At 68.1% G+C, this 18,050-nt stretch carries 16 protein-coding genes; 6 read left to right on the plus strand and 10 right to left on the minus strand.

Annotated elements, in window-relative coordinates:
• Positions 1-271 precede the first annotated feature (271 nt).
• On the plus strand, positions 272-679 hold the full coding sequence (locus tag ACK4I0_RS10970; RefSeq protein ID WP_409610876.1) for a TadE family protein: 408 nt from the start codon (positions 272-274) through the stop codon (positions 677-679).
• A gap of 2 nt (positions 680-681) precedes the next feature.
• A complete protein-coding gene (locus ACK4I0_RS10975) occupies positions 682-2,325 on the plus strand; it encodes a TadG family pilus assembly protein (protein WP_409610878.1) in 1,644 nt (547 codons plus the stop codon).
• 7 nt (positions 2,326-2,332) lie between these two features.
• Here the strand turns inward: ACK4I0_RS10975 and metG are convergent, their stop codons facing one another.
• Together metG and ACK4I0_RS10985 are read right to left on the minus strand one after the other, a co-directional pair.
• Entirely contained in the window at positions 2,333-4,036 is a 1,704-nt protein-coding gene (metG, locus tag ACK4I0_RS10980; protein ID WP_409610880.1) for a methionine--tRNA ligase, read from the minus strand.
• Positions 4,037-4,099: 63 nt separating this feature from the next.
• Positions 4,100-4,663: a hypothetical protein gene (locus tag ACK4I0_RS10985; RefSeq protein WP_409610882.1), complete on the minus strand. Its 564-nt coding sequence runs from the start codon at positions 4,661-4,663 to the stop codon at positions 4,100-4,102.
• A gap of 210 nt (positions 4,664-4,873) precedes the next feature.
• On the opposite strand from ACK4I0_RS10985, the gene ACK4I0_RS10990 reads away from it, so the two are divergent.
• On the plus strand, positions 4,874-5,224 hold the full coding sequence (locus ACK4I0_RS10990) for a hypothetical protein (RefSeq protein ID WP_409610884.1): 351 nt from the start codon (positions 4,874-4,876) through the stop codon (positions 5,222-5,224).
• 34 nt (positions 5,225-5,258) lie between these two features.
• On the opposite strand, the gene ACK4I0_RS10995 is transcribed toward ACK4I0_RS10990, so the two are convergent.
• The 3 genes from ACK4I0_RS10995 to clpB are packed head-to-tail and all read right to left on the minus strand — an operon-like array spanning position 5,259 to position 8,793.
• Positions 5,259-5,609 (minus strand): hypothetical protein, encoded by a 351-nt coding sequence (locus tag ACK4I0_RS10995; protein WP_409610886.1) that lies wholly within the window; start codon positions 5,607-5,609, stop codon positions 5,259-5,261.
• Positions 5,606-6,136, minus strand: coding sequence for a hypothetical protein (locus tag ACK4I0_RS11000; RefSeq protein ID WP_409610888.1), 531 nt, complete (start codon positions 6,134-6,136; stop codon positions 5,606-5,608). The genes ACK4I0_RS10995 and ACK4I0_RS11000 overlap by 4 nt, the downstream gene beginning before the upstream one ends.
• A 56-nt stretch (positions 6,137-6,192) precedes the next feature.
• The gene (gene clpB / locus ACK4I0_RS11005; protein ID WP_409610890.1) at positions 6,193-8,793 is read right to left on the minus strand and encodes an ATP-dependent chaperone ClpB; all 2,601 of its coding nucleotides are present in this window, start codon (positions 8,791-8,793) and stop codon (positions 6,193-6,195) included.
• A gap of 142 nt (positions 8,794-8,935) precedes the next feature.
• Here clpB and ACK4I0_RS11010 point away from each other — a divergent pair, with 142 nt between their 5' ends.
• Positions 8,936-10,843 (plus strand): BCCT family transporter, encoded by a 1,908-nt coding sequence (locus tag ACK4I0_RS11010; protein WP_409610892.1) that lies wholly within the window; start codon positions 8,936-8,938, stop codon positions 10,841-10,843.
• On the opposite strand, the gene ACK4I0_RS11015 is transcribed toward ACK4I0_RS11010, so the two are convergent.
• From ACK4I0_RS11015 to ACK4I0_RS11035, 5 genes are all read right to left on the minus strand, one after another.
• Positions 10,840-13,158 carry a TonB-dependent receptor domain-containing protein gene (locus ACK4I0_RS11015; RefSeq protein ID WP_409610894.1) on the minus strand — a complete coding sequence of 773 codons (2,319 nt, stop codon included), beginning with the start codon at positions 13,156-13,158 and terminating at the stop codon, positions 10,840-10,842. The genes ACK4I0_RS11010 and ACK4I0_RS11015 overlap by 4 nt on opposite strands.
• Before the next feature lie 170 nt (positions 13,159-13,328).
• Positions 13,329-13,733: a hypothetical protein gene (locus ACK4I0_RS11020; protein ID WP_409610896.1), complete on the minus strand. Its 405-nt coding sequence runs from the start codon at positions 13,731-13,733 to the stop codon at positions 13,329-13,331.
• A 70-nt stretch (positions 13,734-13,803) separates the two neighbouring features.
• The gene (locus ACK4I0_RS11025) at positions 13,804-14,271 is read right to left on the minus strand and encodes an Hpt domain-containing protein (RefSeq protein ID WP_409610898.1); all 468 of its coding nucleotides are present in this window, start codon (positions 14,269-14,271) and stop codon (positions 13,804-13,806) included.
• Between the two features lie 56 nt (positions 14,272-14,327).
• Positions 14,328-15,119, minus strand: a complete 792-nt coding sequence (locus tag ACK4I0_RS11030) for an NAD kinase (RefSeq protein ID WP_409610900.1) — start codon at positions 15,117-15,119, stop codon at positions 14,328-14,330.
• 31 nt (positions 15,120-15,150) lie between these two features.
• Positions 15,151-16,284, minus strand: a complete 1,134-nt coding sequence (locus ACK4I0_RS11035) for a DUF2336 domain-containing protein (RefSeq protein ID WP_409610902.1) — start codon at positions 16,282-16,284, stop codon at positions 15,151-15,153.
• A gap of 163 nt (positions 16,285-16,447) precedes the next feature.
• Here ACK4I0_RS11035 and ACK4I0_RS11040 point away from each other — a divergent pair, with 163 nt between their 5' ends.
• Together ACK4I0_RS11040 and ACK4I0_RS11045 are read left to right on the plus strand one after the other, a co-directional pair.
• On the plus strand, positions 16,448-17,212 hold the full coding sequence (locus ACK4I0_RS11040; protein WP_409610904.1) for a class II aldolase/adducin family protein: 765 nt from the start codon (positions 16,448-16,450) through the stop codon (positions 17,210-17,212).
• The gene (locus tag ACK4I0_RS11045; protein WP_409610906.1) at positions 17,212-18,012 is read left to right on the plus strand and encodes a hypothetical protein; all 801 of its coding nucleotides are present in this window, start codon (positions 17,212-17,214) and stop codon (positions 18,010-18,012) included. Before ACK4I0_RS11040 ends, ACK4I0_RS11045 begins: the two co-directional genes overlap by 1 nt.
• Positions 18,013-18,050: the final 38 nt, after the last annotated feature.

An 18,050-nucleotide genomic window follows, 5' to 3' on the forward strand; every position in this document is an offset into this window, starting at 1 on the left:
AAGGTCAGCACGCCGCGTTGCGCGTCGTAGATGGCGGCGGGTGGGGAGGGCCGCTGCTGCGCCATGGCGGGTCCGCCGGACAGTCCCAGGGCAAAAGCCAAAGCGGCCAGACTGGGCGCGATGCGGGCGACGGGCATGAAAGGGTTCCTTGGCGACCGGTGGAGCCTATCGGGACAGCCGCGGGCAAGGGAAGGGGGCGCGTCGGCTTAAAGACGAATGTTAGGGCGCTATTAATCCAGGATTGTGCACATGAGTGACCGGAGGTTGTTTCATGCGCTGCTCTCCACCCTTTTCAGATCGATCCGGCTCGGCTGCGGTCGAGTTCGCCATCGTGGGCCCCGTCTTCATTCTGATGCTGGTCGCCATGGTCGTTTACGGCGGCTGGTTCTGGCTGGCCCAGTCGGTCCAGACGACCGCGTCCGAAGCCGCCCGTGCGGCGGTGGCCGGGCTGGACGAGGCCGAGCGGGACAGCCTGGCCCAGGCCATTGCGGCGCGCAGCCACTCGGTCGGCCTCGAGCCCGAGCGATTGAGCCTGGCTGTCCGCTCGGAGGCCGGCGTCCTGACGGTGGACGCCGCCTATGACGCCAGCGACCACCCCGTGATGATGCTGAAGGGGCTGCTGCCGGCGCCGCCCGTGCTCATCCAGCGCTCGGCGGTGATCCGCGCGGGCGGAGCCTGAGCATGTGGTCCGACCGTCGCGGCGGCGTAAGCATTATGGGCTGCGTCGCGGCCGCCCTGGCCTGCGGCCTGGCCGCCCTGACCATAGATGTGGGCTCCGTGGCCCTGCACGCACGCACGGTGCAGACGGCGGCGGATCTGGGCGCTCTTGCGGCGGCGCGCGACCTGGAAAGGGCCGAGGAAGCGGGATTGGCCACGGTCACGGACAATCTGGGCATGGGCGCAGAGACTGTCGTTGAACGGGGTTTTTACGCGCCGGATCCGACTGTCACCCCCGAGGCGCGCTTTTCGGCCGGCGGGGCCGGCGTGAACGCCGCCCGCGTGACGGTGCGAAGCGAGGCGCCGCTTTATTTCGGGCGCTGGGTTCTCGGCCGTCCTAGCACTCCGGTGACCCGAACGGCGCGGGCGGCGCGGCGCGCGGACGAGCCGTTGGCGGCCTTCTCCCTCGGTTCGCGCCTGGCGCGGCTGGACGGCGGCGTGGCCAATCAGATTCTCAGCGGCCTGACCGGCTCCAGCCTGTCCCTGACGGCGGCGGACTACCAGGCCTTGGTCGACGCGCAGGTGGACCTGCTCGGCTTCAGTCGCGCCCTGGCGACCGAGGCGAATGTATCCGCCGGGCGGTTCGACCGGTTGGCGGACGCCCGGATCGACGGTCCCGCCCTCACCCGCGCCCTGGCGCAGGCCCTGGCCACCAGCGACACGGCGAGGGCGACGCCCGCGCTTTCGCGGGTTGGCGCCGCAGCGGAGGGGCGCTCGTTGCGGGTCGGGGATCTGGTCGATCTGTCAGGCCAGGGCGTGGGGGCGGGCCTGGAGCGGCTGGACGCCCGGGCGTCGGCGCTGGACGCTCTTTTCGCCGGGCTGGAGACGGCCAACGGCGAACGGCAGCTGTCGCTCGACCTCGGCGCGCGCACGGGCTTGGCAGACCTGGACGTCTGGCTGGCGATCGGCGAGCGGCCCAACCAATCCCCGTGGCTGGCCGTGACGGCCGATGGCGAGCCGGTGCTGAGCACGGCCCAGGCCCGTCTGTTCATACGCGCCCGCACGGCCCAGTCGCTGGCCGGCCTGGCCCGGGTGGATCTGCCGATCCTGATTGAACTGGCCCCCGCCCAGGCGAGGCTTCAGGCCCTGCGCTGCACCCCGTCCAGGAGCGTAGACCTGGCGGTGCGGCCGGGGGTGGCAAGGGCGCGGGTGACGGCGGTTGATACGCGCCGACTGGCCGACTTCAAGACGCCGATCCCGACCCAGAAGGCGACGCTGCTGTCGGTCGCGGGCCTCGTCTCCGTGGCGGCTCAGGCCGATGTCGAGGCGGCGGACCCCGGCTTCCGCACGGTCGGCTTCTCGGCCGACGACATCGCCGCGCGCCGGACGCGGTCAGCCTCGTCGCGGGGCTTCGCCGGCGGCCTTGTCGCCACTCTGATCCAGCGGCTGGACGTCGATGTGCGGGTCATCGGCCTGGGACTGGGTCTGGGCAATCTGACCCAGGCGCTGGGCGTGCTTCTGACCCCGCTGGGGCCCGTGCTGGACGGCGTGGTCAACGCGGTTCTGGACCCGCTGGGCCTGAAATTCGGCGAGGCGCATGTGACGGTGCACGGGCTGCGCTGTCCGGACGCCGCCGGCGGCGCGGCCTCGGCGGTGCTGGTGGGCTGAGGCGCTCTCAGCTCTCGGCGCCGCCGAACCGTTCGGACCATTCGGCCACCTGGGCGTCCTCGATCTTGGCGAACAGCACCGAGGGCGCCGATACAGCCTGGCCGGGTTGGATCGCCTGCATCCAGTCGCCGCCGGCCGAGGGCCACGACAGGTCGGTCGCGCCGACCGTCTGGGCGATGCGGCCCGCCGTGTCCGGCATGACCGGCGCCGCCAGGCGGGCGAACAGGGCGACCAGGTTCAGGCCGGTGCGCACGCCCACCGCCGCGCGGTCGCGGTCGGTCTTCAGCGCGGTCCAGGGTGCGGCTTCCTGCAGATACTCATTACCCAGCACCCAGACGGCGCGTAGGGCCTGGCAGGCTTTGCGGAACTCCATCGCCTCGAACTGGGCCGTGGCCTCGGCGATCCCGGCCGAGACGTCGGCCAGCAGTTTCGCTTCGACCGGGCCCGCCTCGCCGCCGTTAGGGACCAGGCCGTCGAACTTGGATTCCGTGAACTTGACGATGCGGTTGACGAAGTTGCCCAGCACATCGGCCAGGTCCTTGTTCGTCGTCGACTGGAACTGCTCCCAGGTGAAGGCCGCGTCGGAGTGCTCGGGACCATAGGCCGTCAGGTGCCAGCGCCACACGTCGGCGGGCGCGATGTCCAGCGCCTGGTCCATGAAGACGCCGCGCTTCATCGAGGTCGAGAACTTGCCGCCGTACCAGTTCAGCCAGTTGAAGGCCTTCAGCTGGTCCACCGTCTTCCACGGCTCGCCCGAGCCGATGATGGTCGCGGGGAAGCTGACGGTGTGGAAGGCCACGTTGTCCTTGCCCATGAACTGGACATAGCGGACATCCTCGCCGCCCTCGTCGGTGCGCCACCAGTCGCGCCAGGTGCGGCCGTTCGCCTGCGCCCACTCCTCGGTCGCGCCGATGTATTCGATAGGGGCGTCGAACCAGACGTAGAAGACCTTGCCCTCCATGCCCGGGCGCGGACCGCCGTCGGGCCCGACCACCGGCACGCCCCATTTCAGGTCGCGGGTGATGCCCCGGTCGATCAGGCCTTCGTCCAGGTGCTTGTAGGCGATCGACTTGGCCAGCGGCTGCCAGTCCTTGGAGTCCACCCAGGCGCGGATGTCGTCGGCCACCTTGGTCTGCAGCAGATACAGGTGCCGCGTGTCGCGCACCTCCAGATCCCGGCTGCCCGAGACGGCGGAATAGGGCTCGATCAGGTCGGTCGGGTCCAGCAGCCGCCCGCAGTTGTCGCACTGATCGCCGCGCGCCTTTTCATAGGCGCAGTGAGGGCAGGTGCCCTCGACATAGCGGTCGGGCAGGAAGCGCGCGTCGGCGACCGAATAGATCATCCGGTCGACCCGCTCCTCGATCAGGCCGCGTTCCTCCAGAACCTTGGCGAAGTGCTGGGTCAGGCGGCGGTTGGCGTCGGACGAGGAGCGGCCGAACCAGTCGTAGGACAGGGCGAAGGCCTCGCCGGCCGCCTTCTGGACCTGATGCTGCTCGTCGCAATAGGCGCGCACGTCCTGGCCGGCGGCGGCGGCGGCCAGCTCGGCCGGGGTGCCGTGCTCATCGGTGGCGCAGATGTAGAGGACGTCGTGGCCTTGAGCGCGCTTGAAGCGGCTCCAGACATCGGCCGGCAGCATGGAGCCCGCCAGATTGCCCAGGTGCTTGACGCCGTTGATGTAGGGCAGGGCGGAGGTGACGAGGATGCGGGCCATGGGGTCTCGAAGCGTTCGGGAGGCGACCGATATAGGCCGCCGCCGGCCCGGCGTCATCCCGCGTCAGGGCAGGGGGCGGGCGTCGGGCACGGCGGGGATCAGGATGTCGACCTGGTCGCCGGCGCCCAGCGGCGCGGCGGGCGCCGTGGTGGGGTTGGCGGCGTAGGTCCGGCCATCGAAGGCCAGGCGCACCGATCCGGCCTCGGCCCCGCCGCCGCCGACCGACACGGCCAGGTCGCGCCAGCCGTTGGTCGAGGTGGGCAGCACGCCGATGGGGGTGCGGGTCACGGTGGTGCGCGCCGCCATCCGCCAGCCCTCGCCCTCGCGCGCCATCACATACAGATTGCACCCGCCCGAGCCGCAAACCATCGGCCCCATGACATAGGCCAGCGCCTCGTCGGCCCCGTCGCCGTTCAGGTCGATTGGCGCAAAGGCGTAGGTCAGGTCGCCGTCGTCGGCGTGCATCGCGCGCAACGCGGCCTCCAGCCCGGCGGGCGCGGGCGCGGGGGCGGCGGCAGGCGCGGCGGGAGCGGCCGCCGGGGCCGCGGGCTCGCTCGGCGCGGGCTGGCCGCAGGCGGTCAGGGCGAGGGCGGAAGTCGTCAGGGCGAACAGGGCGACGCGGGTCATGGCGGTTCCTTTCCTTGAGACCTTCAGCTTACGCCCATCCCTCTCCCGCTGGGAGAGGGCTTGAGCCTCCGGGAGCGTAGCGATCGGTCAGGCGAAAGGGTGAGGGTTCACCGCCCGCCAGGGGCTTCGCCGCCGCACGCCGCCGCCCCTCATCCGACCCCTTCGGGGCCACCTTCTCCCAATGGGAGAAGGAAGGGGGTAGCGTGCGGCATGGCGCACTATCTGGCGGTCTTCACCATGGACAAGGCCGGGCCCAGGTTCCGGGCCTGGAAGGCGATGAGCGAGGCCGATCAGGCGGCGCGGGCCGAGGTCGGCCTGGCGGCGGTCAAGGCCTGGGAGGCGGCGCACCACGGCCGCATCGTCCACATCGGGGGTCCGCTCGGCCCAACCCTGCGCATCGACGACGCGGGCCGGATCGCCGATGCGGTCAATCAACTGACCGTCTTCGTGGTGGTCCGCGCCGACACCCACGAGGCCGCCGCCCGCCTGTTCGCAGACCACCCCCACATGAAGATCTTCCCCTGCGACGGGGTGGAGGTGATGCCGGTGTTGGGGGAGTAACTTCGGTTATTATTCGACGTTGACGATCAATACGTCAGCCCAATTCAGAAATCATACTATCTAAAACGTCATCGGCTCCGGATGTTTTTCGAGTAATAAACTTATGCAGCTCACCCATTTTCCCATAATATGACTCAAAAGGCTTGCCTGGGTCGAAAGATTCGAGATCAACGTCTGAAAATCTATCAACAATATTTCCGCTAGCATCGGATATTTGGATTATGAAGTCCGCGCCCGACGGAAAAAATCTTATCGAGCCAGACTTAAGATTTGAAGAATAGTTTTTGTCTGAAAGCTGACTCCATTCGACGTCTCCACTTAGACTTTTCTCGTAAAGAGAATCAATAAGCTTTGCGTGTCGACCAGCAACGGTGGATACGCTCATAAAACTCTCTCCACTGATACGGTAATTTGGGTCAAGATGGTCATGTGAGATCTGATTAAGGCCGATTCTTTACTTCCATCAAATCTTTCAATATTCTTGGATTTTGCAGTTTCCAAGCGATTTGATGATCGCTTTATGCCTTCAGTTACAGACCCAAGCGAGTCTCGTTCAGATTCTGTCAAATCATTTGATAGCTCAGCAACCCTGACGGTGGACGACATGGCGGCAGAGTAGCTATCGATCGCATCTGGCCAGGCAGCATTTTTAAGATGCTTTAAAGTCTCTTTGAGAGAAGAGCTAGCCTTTGTCATCTCGGTCAAAGTGTCATACGCAGCAAATTTACTCTTAATTCCCGTCACAGCTAAGGTCGCGGCCTTTGCAGCAGACGCAGTTCTGACAAGTTGCCATAGCGTAATACTGAACCCAATGACTGATGCGAAAAGCCCCGCTATCCCAAGGTAGAAGGACCAGATGGAGAGACTGACTGAGTTTTCAGCAATGGATGCCCAGGCCTGAATCTGACGCACTCCCAAATTCTCAACAGCTGAGTTGGTAGCTTAGGGAATGTCGCGTCGCAGGCAAGTCAATGCACCCGCGCCTTCCCGATCTCCAACCCGTCCGACCCGGCTGAAACCGCGATCACGCTCCCGTCCTCGATCTCGCCGGCCAGCAGTTTGCGGGCGATGGGGTCGACCAGCTCCTTCTGGATGACGCGTTTCAGGGGGCGGGCGCCGTAGACGGGGTCGTAGCCCTTGTCGGCCAGCCAGGCGGCGGCGCTGTCGTCCAGCGCCAGGGTCAGGCGGCGGTCGGCCAGCAGCTTCTCGAAGCGCGACAGCTGGATGCGGACGATGCCGCCCATCTGTTCGCGGCCCAGGCGCTGGAACAGCACGATCTCGTCGATGCGGTTCAGGAACTCGGGCCTGAAGTGGGCGCGCACGGCCTCCATGACGAAGGGGCGCACGGCCTCGACGTCGTCGCCCTCGCCCTGATTGGCCAGGGCTTCGGAGCCCAGGTTGGAGGTCATGATGATCAGGGTGTTCCGGAAATCGATGGTGCGGCCCTGGCCGTCGGTCAGGCGGCCGTCGTCCAGCACCTGAAGCAGGGTGTTGAACACGTCGGGGTGGGCCTTTTCGACCTCGTCGAACAGCACGACCTGATAGGGGCGCCTACGGACAGCTTCTGTCAGGGCGCCGCCCTCGTCATAGCCGACATAGCCCGGAGGGGCGCCGATCAGGCGGCTGACGCTGTGCTTTTCCATGTATTCGCTCATGTCCAGGCGCGTGATGGCGGCCTCGTCGTCGAACAGGAACTCGGCCAGGGCCTTGGTCAGCTCGGTCTTGCCCACGCCCGTCGGGCCCAGGAACAGGAAGGAGCCGAGCGGGCGGTTGGGGTCGTTCAGGCCCGCGCGCGCCCGGCGCACGGCGTCCGACACGGCGATCAGGGCGTCTTCCTGACCCACGACGCGGCCGCGCAGGGCGTCCTCCATCTTGAGCAGCTTCTCGCGCTCGCCCTCCAGCATCTTGTCGACGGGCACGCCGGTCCAGCGGCTGACGACGGCGGCGATCTGTTCGGCGTCGACGACCTCGGGGGTCAGGGGGCCGGACTTGCCAGAGTCCCTGCCAGACTCATTGGCCTCGGCCTCGGCCAGCTGTTTCTCGATCTGGGGGATCTGGCCGTAGGCGATCTCTGACGCGCGGCCCAGATCGCCCGCGCGCTGGGCGGCGGCCAGCTCCAGCCGCAGGCGGTCCAGCGTCTCGCGCAGCTGGGCGCCCTGGCCGACCTTCTCCTTCTCCGCCTTCCAGCGGGCGGTGAGGTCGTCGGACTGGCCCTCCAGGTCGGCGATCTCGTCCTCAAGCTTCTCCAGCCGGGCGACCGAGGCCTTGTCGGTCTCTTTCTTCAGGGCCTCGCGCTCGATCTTGAGCTGGACCAGGCGGCGGTCGATCTCGTCCAGGGCCTCGGGCTTGCTATCGACCGCCATGCGCACGCGGCTGGCGGCCTCGTCGATCAGGTCGATGGCCTTGTCGGGCAGGAAGCGGTCGGTGATGTAGCGGTTCGACAGGCTGGCGGCGGCCACGATGGCGCTGTCGGAGATGCGCACGCCGTGGTGGACCTCATACTTCTCCTTGAGGCCGCGCAGGATGGAGACGGTGTCCTCCACCGTCGGCTCCTCGACCATGACGGGCTGGAAGCGGCGGGCCAGGGCCGCGTCCTTCTCGACGTGCTTGCGGTATTCATCCAGCGTGGTGGCGCCGACGCAGTGCAGCTCGCCGCGCGCCAGGGCGGGTTTCAGCAGATTGGACGCATCCATGGCCCCGTCGCCCTTTCCGGCGCCGACCAGGGTGTGCATCTCGTCGATGAACAGGACGATCTGGCCCTCGGCGGCCGAGACCTCGTTCAGCACGGCCTTCAGCCGCTCCTCGAACTCGCCGCGGTATTTCGCGCCGGCGATCAGGCTGCCCATGTCGAGAGCCAGGACCTTCTTGTCCTTGAGGCTTTCGGGCACGTCGCCGTTGACGATGCGCAGGGCCAGGCCCTCGACGATGGCCGTCTTGCCCACGCCGGGTTCGCCGATCAGGACGGGGTTGTTCTTGGTGCGCCGGGCCAGGACCTGGATGGTGCGGCGGATCTCCTCGTCGCGGCCGATGACGGGGTCGATCTTGCCGTCGGCGGCGGCCAGGGTCAGGTCGCGGGCATAGCGTTTCAGCGCGTCATAGCCGTCCTCGGCCGAGGCGCTGTCGGCGGTCTTGCCCTTGCGGATTTCGGTGATGGCCGCATCCAGCCTGTCGGCGTCCGCGCCCGCGGCCTTCAGCACGGTGGCGGCCACACCGCCTTCGCGGGCCAGGGCGCTGAGCAGACGCTCGGTGGTGACGAACTGGTCGCCGGCCTTCTTGGCCGCGGCCTCGGCGGAGGCGAAGACACGGGCGGTGTCTCCGTCCAGATACAGCCGGCCCGAGCCGCCGGTGACCTGGGCGCGCTTGCTGAGCGCGGTCTCGACGTCGGTCTCGGCGCGTTTGGCGTCGCCGCCGGCCTGGGTGATCAGATTTCGGGCCAGGCCGTCGCGCTCTTCCAGCAGCACCTTCAGAAGGTGTTCGGGCGCGAACTGCTGATGCCGGCGGGCGAGGGCCAGCGACTGGGCGGACTGAACGGCCTGTTTGGCGCGGTCGGAATAGAGGTCGAGGTTCACGGCGCATCCCTTCGAAAAGCGGACCCGGTTCGGCGCCCCCGTTCGGGCGACGCCAACCGCTGAAACCGACGTGGGCGTGGCCCGACAGCCCCGCAAGGGGTTAGGCTTCGGAACCTTGATCAGAAAGGCGCGCTTGCCCCCGATGCCCAAGACCAAGATGAACCCGCGCGTCTTCTGGGGCGCGAGCGGAATCGCCGGGGGGCTGCTGCTCCTGGCGTTCGTGGCGCCGAGCTGGTCGGACTACGCCTTCAAGCTGGCCCAGTCGTGGGTGATCGACACCTTCGGCTGGTTCTACGTCGCGGCCGTGGCGGGCTTTCTGGGCGTGGTCGCCTATCTGGCGCTGGGCCCGACCGGCAAGCTGAAGCTGGGCGCCGACGACGCCGAGCCGGACTTCCCCTACATCTCGTGGCTGGCGATGCTGTTCGCGGCGGGCATGGGCATCGGCCTGATGTATTTCGCCGTCGCCGAGCCGATCCAGCACTATATCGCCCCGCCCGAGGTCGAGCCCGGCTCCTTCGCCGCCGCGCGCGAGGCCATGGTCATCACCTTCACCCACTGGGGCGTGCACGCCTGGGCCATCTATGCGGTGGTGGGGCTGAGCCTGGCCTATTTCGCACACCGCAAGGGGCTGCCCCTGACGCTGCGGTCCGGGCTGTTCCCCCTGCTGGGCCGGCGCATCAACGGACCGATCGGCGATGCGGTCGACATCTTCGCCATCTGCGGCACCCTGTTCGGCATCGCCACCTCGCTGGGCCTGGGCGTCGGCCAGATCAACGCAGGGCTCGGCGAGCTGATCGGGATGCCCGTCGGGGCGGGGACCCAGGTCGTCCTGATCGCGGTGGTCATGGGGGCGGCCTGCGTTTCGGTCATGACCGGCCTGGACAAGGGCGTGCGGCGGCTGTCGGAGCTGAACCTGTGCCTGGCCGTCTGCCTGATGATCTTCGTGCTGGTCACGGGACCGACGGGCTTTCTGATGAAGGCCCTGGTGCAGAACTTCGGCCTGTATCTGGACCACTTCTTCGTGCGCACCTTCACCCTGTACGCCTATGAGCCGCGGGCGTGGATGGCCGACTGGACCCTGTTCTACTGGGCCTGGTGGATCGCGTGGTCGCCGTTCGTTGGCATGTTCATCGCCCGCATTTCGCGCGGCCGCACCGTGCGCGAGTTCATCGCCGGGGTGCTGCTGGTGCCGACGGCCTTCACCTTCTTGTGGATGACGGTGTTCGGGAATACGGCCATCGCCCTGGACATGGGCGGGGCGGCCGGTGCCATCGGGCGGGCGGTGGAGATCGATCTATCGACGGCCATCTTCCGCTTCCTGGAATATCTGCCGGGAGCGGGCTTCACCTCGGCCCTGGCGGTGGCGCTGGTGGCGGTGTTCTTCGTCACCTCGGCGGATTCCGGCTCGCTGGTGATCGACACCCTGGCCTCGGGCGGGGCGGAGGATACGCCCCGCTGGCAGCGCCTCTACTGGTGCCTGTTCCAGGGCCTGGCCGCCTCGGCCCTGCTGCTGGCGGGCGGCCTGGGGGCGTTGCAGGCGGCGACGCTGGTGGCGGCCCTGCCGTTCTGCATCATCATGATCCTGCTGGCGGCCGGGCTGATCCGTCAGATGAACGCCGACCTCAGCGGGCGGGCCATCGAGACCGAAAGTCCGCCGCTGGGCGAGCAGCTGAAGCGGCTGTTCCAGCCCGCCAGCCGGGCCGAGATCGCGCGCCAGATCGAGCGCAACGGCGCCCCGGCCCTGGTCGAGGTGCGCGACGCCCTGAGCGCCGAGGGCCTGGAGGGCGCCAAGGTCGAGATGGAAGGCGACGCCGTGTGGCTGGTGGTCGAAAGCGGTGCGGGCCGCGACTTCCTGTACCGCCTGGGGCCGCGCTCGCGGCCTCTGCCAGCCGCCACCCCGCTGAACGCGTCCGAAGGGCGCCGCCCCATCGAATGGCGGCTGACGGCCCAGACGGGCGACGGCGGCCGGCCACGCGACGTGACCGGCTTCACCCGCGCACAGCTGACGGCCGACGTGCTGGAGCAGCTGGCCGTCTGGCGTCTGGCTTAGCCCCCGGTCGGGCCGGTCGAGAAGTCGAACTGCTCAGGCTGACGGCGCGGGCTGGAGCCGAAGTTGTAGGTCAGGCCGATGTAGAAGGCCCGCAGCTTGATGTCCTGCTCGAACCGGTCGCGGAACAGCGGCGTTTCGTAGACGGTGTCATTGTTGAAGGTGTTGAAGATGTCGCGACCGGTGACGTTGAGCGACAGCTTGTCGTTCAGCTTGCGGCGGTAGCCGATGTTGACCATGCCGCCCGCCTCGCGCGTGCCTTGGGCCAGCAGGGTCTCGCCCTGCCAGAAGCCTGTCAGCTGGAAAAAGTCCTCGGGCGTCGGCTGCCACGACAGGCTGACCCGGCCGCTGGCCAGCGTCGCCTGGCGGTCGCCCCCGCCGGGAATGCCGGCTGCGTCGATCTCCTGGCGGAAGACGTTGACCGAGGCGTTATAGCGAAGCGTGGGATGCAGGCGGCCGTTGGCGGTCACCTCAAGGCCGATATCGCGGCGCGAGCCCAGGTTCTCGGGCCGGGTCAGCAGCACGCCGCCGCCCACATCGGTCGCCACCTCGGTGAAGGCCTTGTCGGTGTCCCTCAGATAGGCGGTGGCCTGATAGAAGGTCTGGCCCGACCGCATCTGCCACATGGCCTCGAAGGCGTCGGTCTCCTGCGGCTCCAGGTCCGGGTTGCCCGAGCGCAGGTTCAGCTGATCCGAGTAGATCACGAAGGGGTTCAGCTGGGTCAGCTGGGGCCGCTGGATTCGGCGCGAATAGCTGGCGCGCAGGGTCTGGCTGTCCGTCAGCTGGTATTGCAGGTGCGCGGTCGGATAGGCGCGGAAATAGTCCTGGGTCGCCGAGGCGCCGCCGGTGACGTCGTCGATCTTTATGTCCGCCTGCTCCAGGCGCAGGCCAGCCTGGGCCGACAGCTTCTCGCTGAGCGGACGCTCATAGGTGCCGTACAGGGCGTGGACGGTCTGACGCCCCTCGAAGCGATTGCTGAAGCCCGGCATGACCACCAGCCCGCCCTCGGACGGACCGCGCGACAGGGTCACGTCCTGATCGGGGCGCTGCTGGTTCAGCTCATAGCCGGCGCGCAGGCGGCCGCCGTCCTCCATGGGGCGCACATAGGCGCTCGTGAAGCCAAGGGTGACCTGGTCATTGTCGAACTGGCTGAGCTCGAAGAGATCGGGCGTCGCCGGGACGGTGAAGCGATTGACGGACAGGGCCGAACTTTCGGTGCCGTTGCTGTCATAGCGAAGCTCGTTGGACCACTCGTGCCCAGACGTGTCGAACCGGTGCAGCAGGCGGGCGGTCGCGCCCCAGTTCACGAAGTCAAAGTCGGTGCCGCCATCCCGCCGGTAGGCGCTGGTCAGGGCGCCGGAGGCGTCGCGGGTCTCGAACAGACCAAGTGTCTCGCCTTCGCCCGAAAAGGCCACGCCGCGCAGTTCGCCGGTCAGCTGGGTCTTGTCGGTCAGGCGGTACTCGGCCGTGAAACGCCCGAAGCCGCCGTTCTGATCGGTGTCCACGCTCTGGTCGGTGATGCTGGTCGAAACAACCGCGCCGCTCGTCGGGTCAAGCCGCTCGCGCGTGCGCAGGAAGTTCACGACTTGCGGGTCAGCGCGATAGCTGAGGTCGCCCGACAGGGTCAGGCGGTCCTTTTGATAGGAACCGCTGACGCCGGCGTTCCAGCGGCCGTTATCGCCGACGTTGGCGCGGATCGAGCCGGTGGTCTGGACGCCCGGGCGCGGCGCGGTGGGCTTGGTGATCAGGTTGATGACCCCGCCCGAGCCTTCGGGGCTGTAGGCGGCCGACGGGTTGGTCATGACTTCGATGCGGGCGTACTGATCTGCCGGCAGCTGGATCAGCGCCTGGCCGCGGCCTTGTCCGGTCAAGATGCCCGAGGGGCGGCCATCGACCAGGATGGTGACGTTCGAATCGCCGCGCAGGGACACATTGCCTTCAGGATCGACGTCGACCGATGGCACGTTGCGCAGGGCGTCGGCCAGGCTTCCAGTCGTCGCCTGCAGGTCGTTGGCGAGGCTGTAGCTGATGGAGTCGATCGATGTGCGGACGCCGTTGGACTGTCCGGTTACCACCACGTCGGCGACCGCGGCGGTTTCCTCTTCCTGAGACTGGGGCGGAGCCTGCGTCGAGCTCGCCGGCGGGGTCTGGTCCTGCCGGGCGGGCTGGGCCTGAGCCTGGCTCTGGTCTTGCGCCGGCGCCGTGGTCGTCGGGGCCGGACGCGGCGCGGTCTGTTGCGTGGCGGTCTGAGCCAGCGCGGGCGAGGTCACGGCGGCCAGCGCGGCGCTGGCGAGCAGGACGGTCTTCAGTCGGATCATGATGAGCCCCATCGGGCTCGAGCGGCCCGTTCCAGCTCCGCCGATACCAGCAGCCGCGTATCGACCCTAGTTACATCGGCGTCATGAAATGACGTGTTTTCAGAAGGTTACAGGAAGTTCATGGTCAAGGCCGGATCGCGGCGGGCAACCTGAGAGGGCTTGGCTGTCGATCAGCGGATGGTCGGGCGCTGGCCGGCCTCGAGAATGGGCATGCCCGCCTCGGTGGGAATGTAGATGGTCTGGCGGCCTTCCTTGCCCGCCGTCTCCTGGAGCATGTTGATGTAGCTCCAGCGCAGATAGGCCTCGGGCCCGCCCAGAGCCTGGGCCATGATGCGGTTGGCCTCGTTGGCGCCCTTGGCCCGCTCGATCTCGGCGGCGGCGGTCAGCTTGGCGGAATCCAGCGCGGCCTGGGCCTCCAGCACGCGAATGCGACGGTTCTGGACCGCCTCCTCATAGGCGGCGCGGCCCTGCATTTGCTTGGCGTAGACGTTGTAGGTGGGGAAGCCGATTAGGACGACCGCCCCGATCACCACCAGCACCAGTATCGACCCCACGGTCAGGCCCATGCCCCGCATCACGCTCTCCCCGAGTTCTCAGATGTGGTCTTGATGGACGTCGCCGACATCGGGCGTCAAGCGACGGCTGTCAGCCCAAGTAGTCTTTGACCCGGGCTTCGAGCGTCTCGGCCAGCGTCTTGCCGACCGGATGATCGTCGGTCTGGATCTTGTCGCGCACCACTGCGCGGATGGCGTCGATGTGGGCGTCCAGAATGACCAGCGGCGCGTCCAGCCGTCTGGCCGGATCATCCAGCATCTTGCACAGCGATCCCGCCAGGCGAGTCACCAGCGGATACTGATAGGTCGTCCCCAACCCCTTGAGATCATGAGCGCGGAAATACAGGGCCTCGGCCGTTTCGGCGGTGTAGCCCTTGGCGCGGATATCGGCCTGGGCCTTTTCGAGCTTGTCGATCTCGTCCTGGAGCCACTGGCCGAACTGGGCCGACATGGCCGCCAGCGCCTGTTCCGCCTTGGCCACGGCGTCGGCGTTTATGGCGAAGCCGCCACCGACCTTGGCGCGAAGGGTGTTGGGCGGACGGATGACCTGGGCGCTCACGAGATACTCCTGCGTTACCCGCAGGGTGACGTCTCGTCCTTAAGAAGGCGTCACCGTCAGCCTTCGAACTGTTCGGACAGAACGCGTTCCTCGAACGAGCGTCCGGCGTCGAACAGCATGGTCAGGGCGATGTCGCGGCGCTCGCGCACCTCGACGCGGGACACGCGGCGGACTTCGAAGCTGTCGGCGGTGGCGCTGACAGGGCGCTTGTCCGGCTCCAGAACCTCAAAGGTCACCTTGGCCTCATGCGGCAACAGGGCGCCGCGCCAGCGCCGGGGACGAAAGGCGCTGATCGGCGTCAGCGCCAGAATGCGGGCGTCCAGCGGCACGATGGGTCCGTGAGCCGACAGATTATAAGCCGTCGAACCCGCCGGCGTGGCGACCAGACAGCCGTCGCAGGCCAGTTCGGGCAGACGCACCTGGCCGTCGACGCTGATGCGCAGCTTGGCGCTCTGGCGGGTTTGGCGCAGCAGCGAGACCTCGTTGATGGCGAGACCGCTTTCGGGCAGGGCGTCCAGGCCGTCGGCTTCGGTCCAGGCGTCCATCTGAAGCGGGTGAATGTCAGTGCGGCCGGCGACCGACAGCCTCTGGATCAAATCATCCTCGGCGTAGTCGTTCATCAGAAAGCCGACCGAACCCCGGTTCATGCCGAAGACGGGCGCTCCCCGCCCGAGGTTGCGGTGCAGGGTCTCAAGCATGAAGCCGTCGCCGCCCAGGGCGACGATGACTTCGGCCTGGTCTTCGGCCGTGTCGCCATAGCGCGACGCCAGCCGATCGCGAGCCTCGCGGGCTTCGGGACGTTCGCTGGCGACGAAAGCCAGGCGCGGCGGATCGGAGATGTTCGTCACGAACCCACGCAAGCCGAGCGTCGACCGGAAGTCAAACGCCGCCCGCGGCAACACCCGCATCGGCCAGCGGCGCCGCCATGCGACGGAAGGCGGCGGCGGCTGTTTCCGGGGTCAGGGGGTCGGCCCAGTCGCGGGGTTCGCCGTGCGGCAGGCCGCCGGTCAACCGCCGCACGCCGGCCAGAAGGTCAGCGAAAGCGGCGCGATCCACACCCGCCGCCGCGCAGGCGAGATACAGCGGCCGGGCGCTGTCCGCGCGCAGGCAGCCGCGAACGGCCGACAGCGGAAAGCCGCCCAGCGCCGCCAAGGCGTGCTCGAAAAGGCCCAGACGCTTTTCCGACACAGCGCGAACCAGAAAGCCGGCCCGCAGCTGGCCGGCGGACTGCAGCTTGACCACAAGGCGACGCTCCATCTCGTCCTGTTCGGCGGCGTCGGGCCGGCCGTTGGCGATGGGGGCGGCGCTCCAGCCGCTGTGCACCTTCTCGACGGCTCGGTCGACCTCCCCGGCCAGAGCGTCGGGGTCGATGTCGAAGCGTTCGCCTATGGCCTGGCGCAGCGCCTGTCCGATCCAGTCCAACATCTCGCGGGCCAGGGTCTCGGTCAGGCGCGGATGACGGACCAAGGGCGCGCGCAGGCCGGCGATGCGGCGCGAGTGCTCGACCAGCCGGCGCAGGCTCTCGCCGCTGATCTCGGCGCTGCGGTTCCCCGCCAGGGCAATCATGACGGCCGGGTCGCCCCGGTCGATGACGGCGTCGGCCACGGCGCCGCCCAGGCCGGGCCGGCGGGCCACTTCGATCTGATGATCCAGCGACGCCTCGATCAGGATGCGAAGCAGGTCTGCGTCGCCGAGCAGGGGACTGGCGGCGATCACGGGCCGCGCAATTTCGATCTCGTCCAGCGCCAGCATGTTGATCAGCGCGGGCGGCGCCCAATCCGCCGCGGCTAGACAGTCGGCCAGGGCGCGGCGAATTTCACGCTCTGCTTCTCCGGCCAGGGCCAGGAATATCTGACCCAGAGCCGGATGCACGGGCCGCCCTGGCGTCTGCTGGTCGCAGAGCGCCGAAACGGCCTCGATCAGCCGGCGGCGATCCTCGAACGAGCGGCTGCGGGCCAGCGCCAGCAGCGGCTCAAGCTCGGAGACGTGATCGGGTGGCGGGGCGGCGGTCAAGAACGGCTCCGGGCGTTACAGCTCCACTTTGGACCCGACTGATGAAAACGTCACTAACTTAGCGTGAATGGCCCTGCCGCGCCCAGGTCGGGCTCTTGACCGACGCAACGTCAGAGGGTGACGGTGCGGAGCGCCCCCTCAAGCGCGCAAAGGAGGAACGATCATGGCCGACGGCGCCGCCCAATCGCTGAAGTCGCGCGTGTCTCAGGAGGAGTGGAAGGTTCGCGTCGAGCTGGCCGCCCTGTATCGCCTAGTGGCGCTGCACGGGTGGGACGACATGATCTTCACCCACATCTCGGCGCGCGTGCCGGGCCCTGAGCATCACTTCCTGATCAACCCTTACGGCTGGTATTTCGACGAGATCACCGCCTCCTCTCTGGTGAAGGTCGATCTGGACGGAAACATCGTCCAGGAGACGGACAGCTTCATCAATCCGGCGGGCTTCACCATTCACTCGGCGGTGCATGCGGCGCGCGAGGACGCCAGGTTCGTCATCCATCTGCACACCCTGGCGGGGGTGGGGGTGGCGGCGCAGAGCCACGGCCTGCTGCCGATCAGCCAGAACGCCTGTCTGCTGCAGCATCAGGTCGCCTATCACGGCTACGAAGGCCTGGCGCTGAACCATGACGAGCGCGAGCGGCTGGTGGCGGACCTGGGCGACAAGCCGCTGATGCTGCTGCGCAATCACGGGACACTGGCGCTGGGCGAGACGGCGGCTGCGGCCTGGGTCGGGATATTCTTCCTGGAGCGGGCGTGCAGTCAGCAGGTCGCGGCCCTGTCGGGCGGCAAGGACAACATCCTGATCGCGCCCGACGCGGCTCAGGCCGAGACAAGGGAGCAGGGTCGCGGGATCGGCTTCATCTCCGCCCTGGCCTGGCCGGGCGCTCTGCGCCAGCTGGATCGCAAGTCTCCGGGCTACGACGCCTGATGCGCGGCGCGGCGCGGGGGCTCGTCGCCGGAACGCTTCTTCTGATCGCCACGCCGGCCCTGGCTGGACCCTGGACGCTGCCGCGCGGCCAAGGTCAGGTCATCCTGAAGGCCGAAAGCCTGAGCGCGGACGACGGGTTCGACGAGGGCGGTCAGCGCATCGCCCTGCCGGGCGAGCGTCGCGACAACCTGGTCGGCGTTCTGGCCGAGTATGGGCTGACCGATCGGCTGACCCTGCAGTTCAAGGGCGACTGGCAGTGGGGCGAGGACGCCTTCTTCGACTACGAAGGGCGCGGTCCGGCGGAGATCGGCGTGACCTGGCAGGCGTGGCGTGGCGATCGCGCCGCCGTGAGCATCTACGGCGGCTATGCCGACGCGGGCGAGGGGCGCAACGCCGGCTATGCGGCCCCTGGGCTGGGGGGGCGCGACTGGGAGGCGCGGCTTTCGGTCGGCCGCTCGTTCGACGGCGCCATCGGTCTGCCGGTCGGCTGGGGGCCCGAGCGCAGCTTCGTCGATGTCCAGGTCGCGCGCAGGCTCCGCGACGACCTGCCCGACGAGACGCGGCTGGACGCCACTTTGGGCGGGCATTTCGGCGAAGACTGGATGATCCTGGGCCAGGCCTTCGCGGGGCAGGCCGAGGACCAGCCGGCGTCGAGCGGCGCCCGGTGGCTGTCTCTGGAGTCATCGCTGGTACGCCGCCACGGCGCCTGGAGTTTCCAGGCCGGCTGGCGTCAGGCCGTGGCCGGCCGCTCCACCCCAAGATCGTCAGGGCCGATCCTGGCGGTCTGGCGTCGGTTCTGAAGAAATCACGTCCGTTCGCGACGGACCCGGAACACCCA

The organism is Brevundimonas sp., assembly GCF_046295775.1.
GTDB lineage: Bacteria > Pseudomonadota > Alphaproteobacteria > Caulobacterales > Caulobacteraceae > Brevundimonas.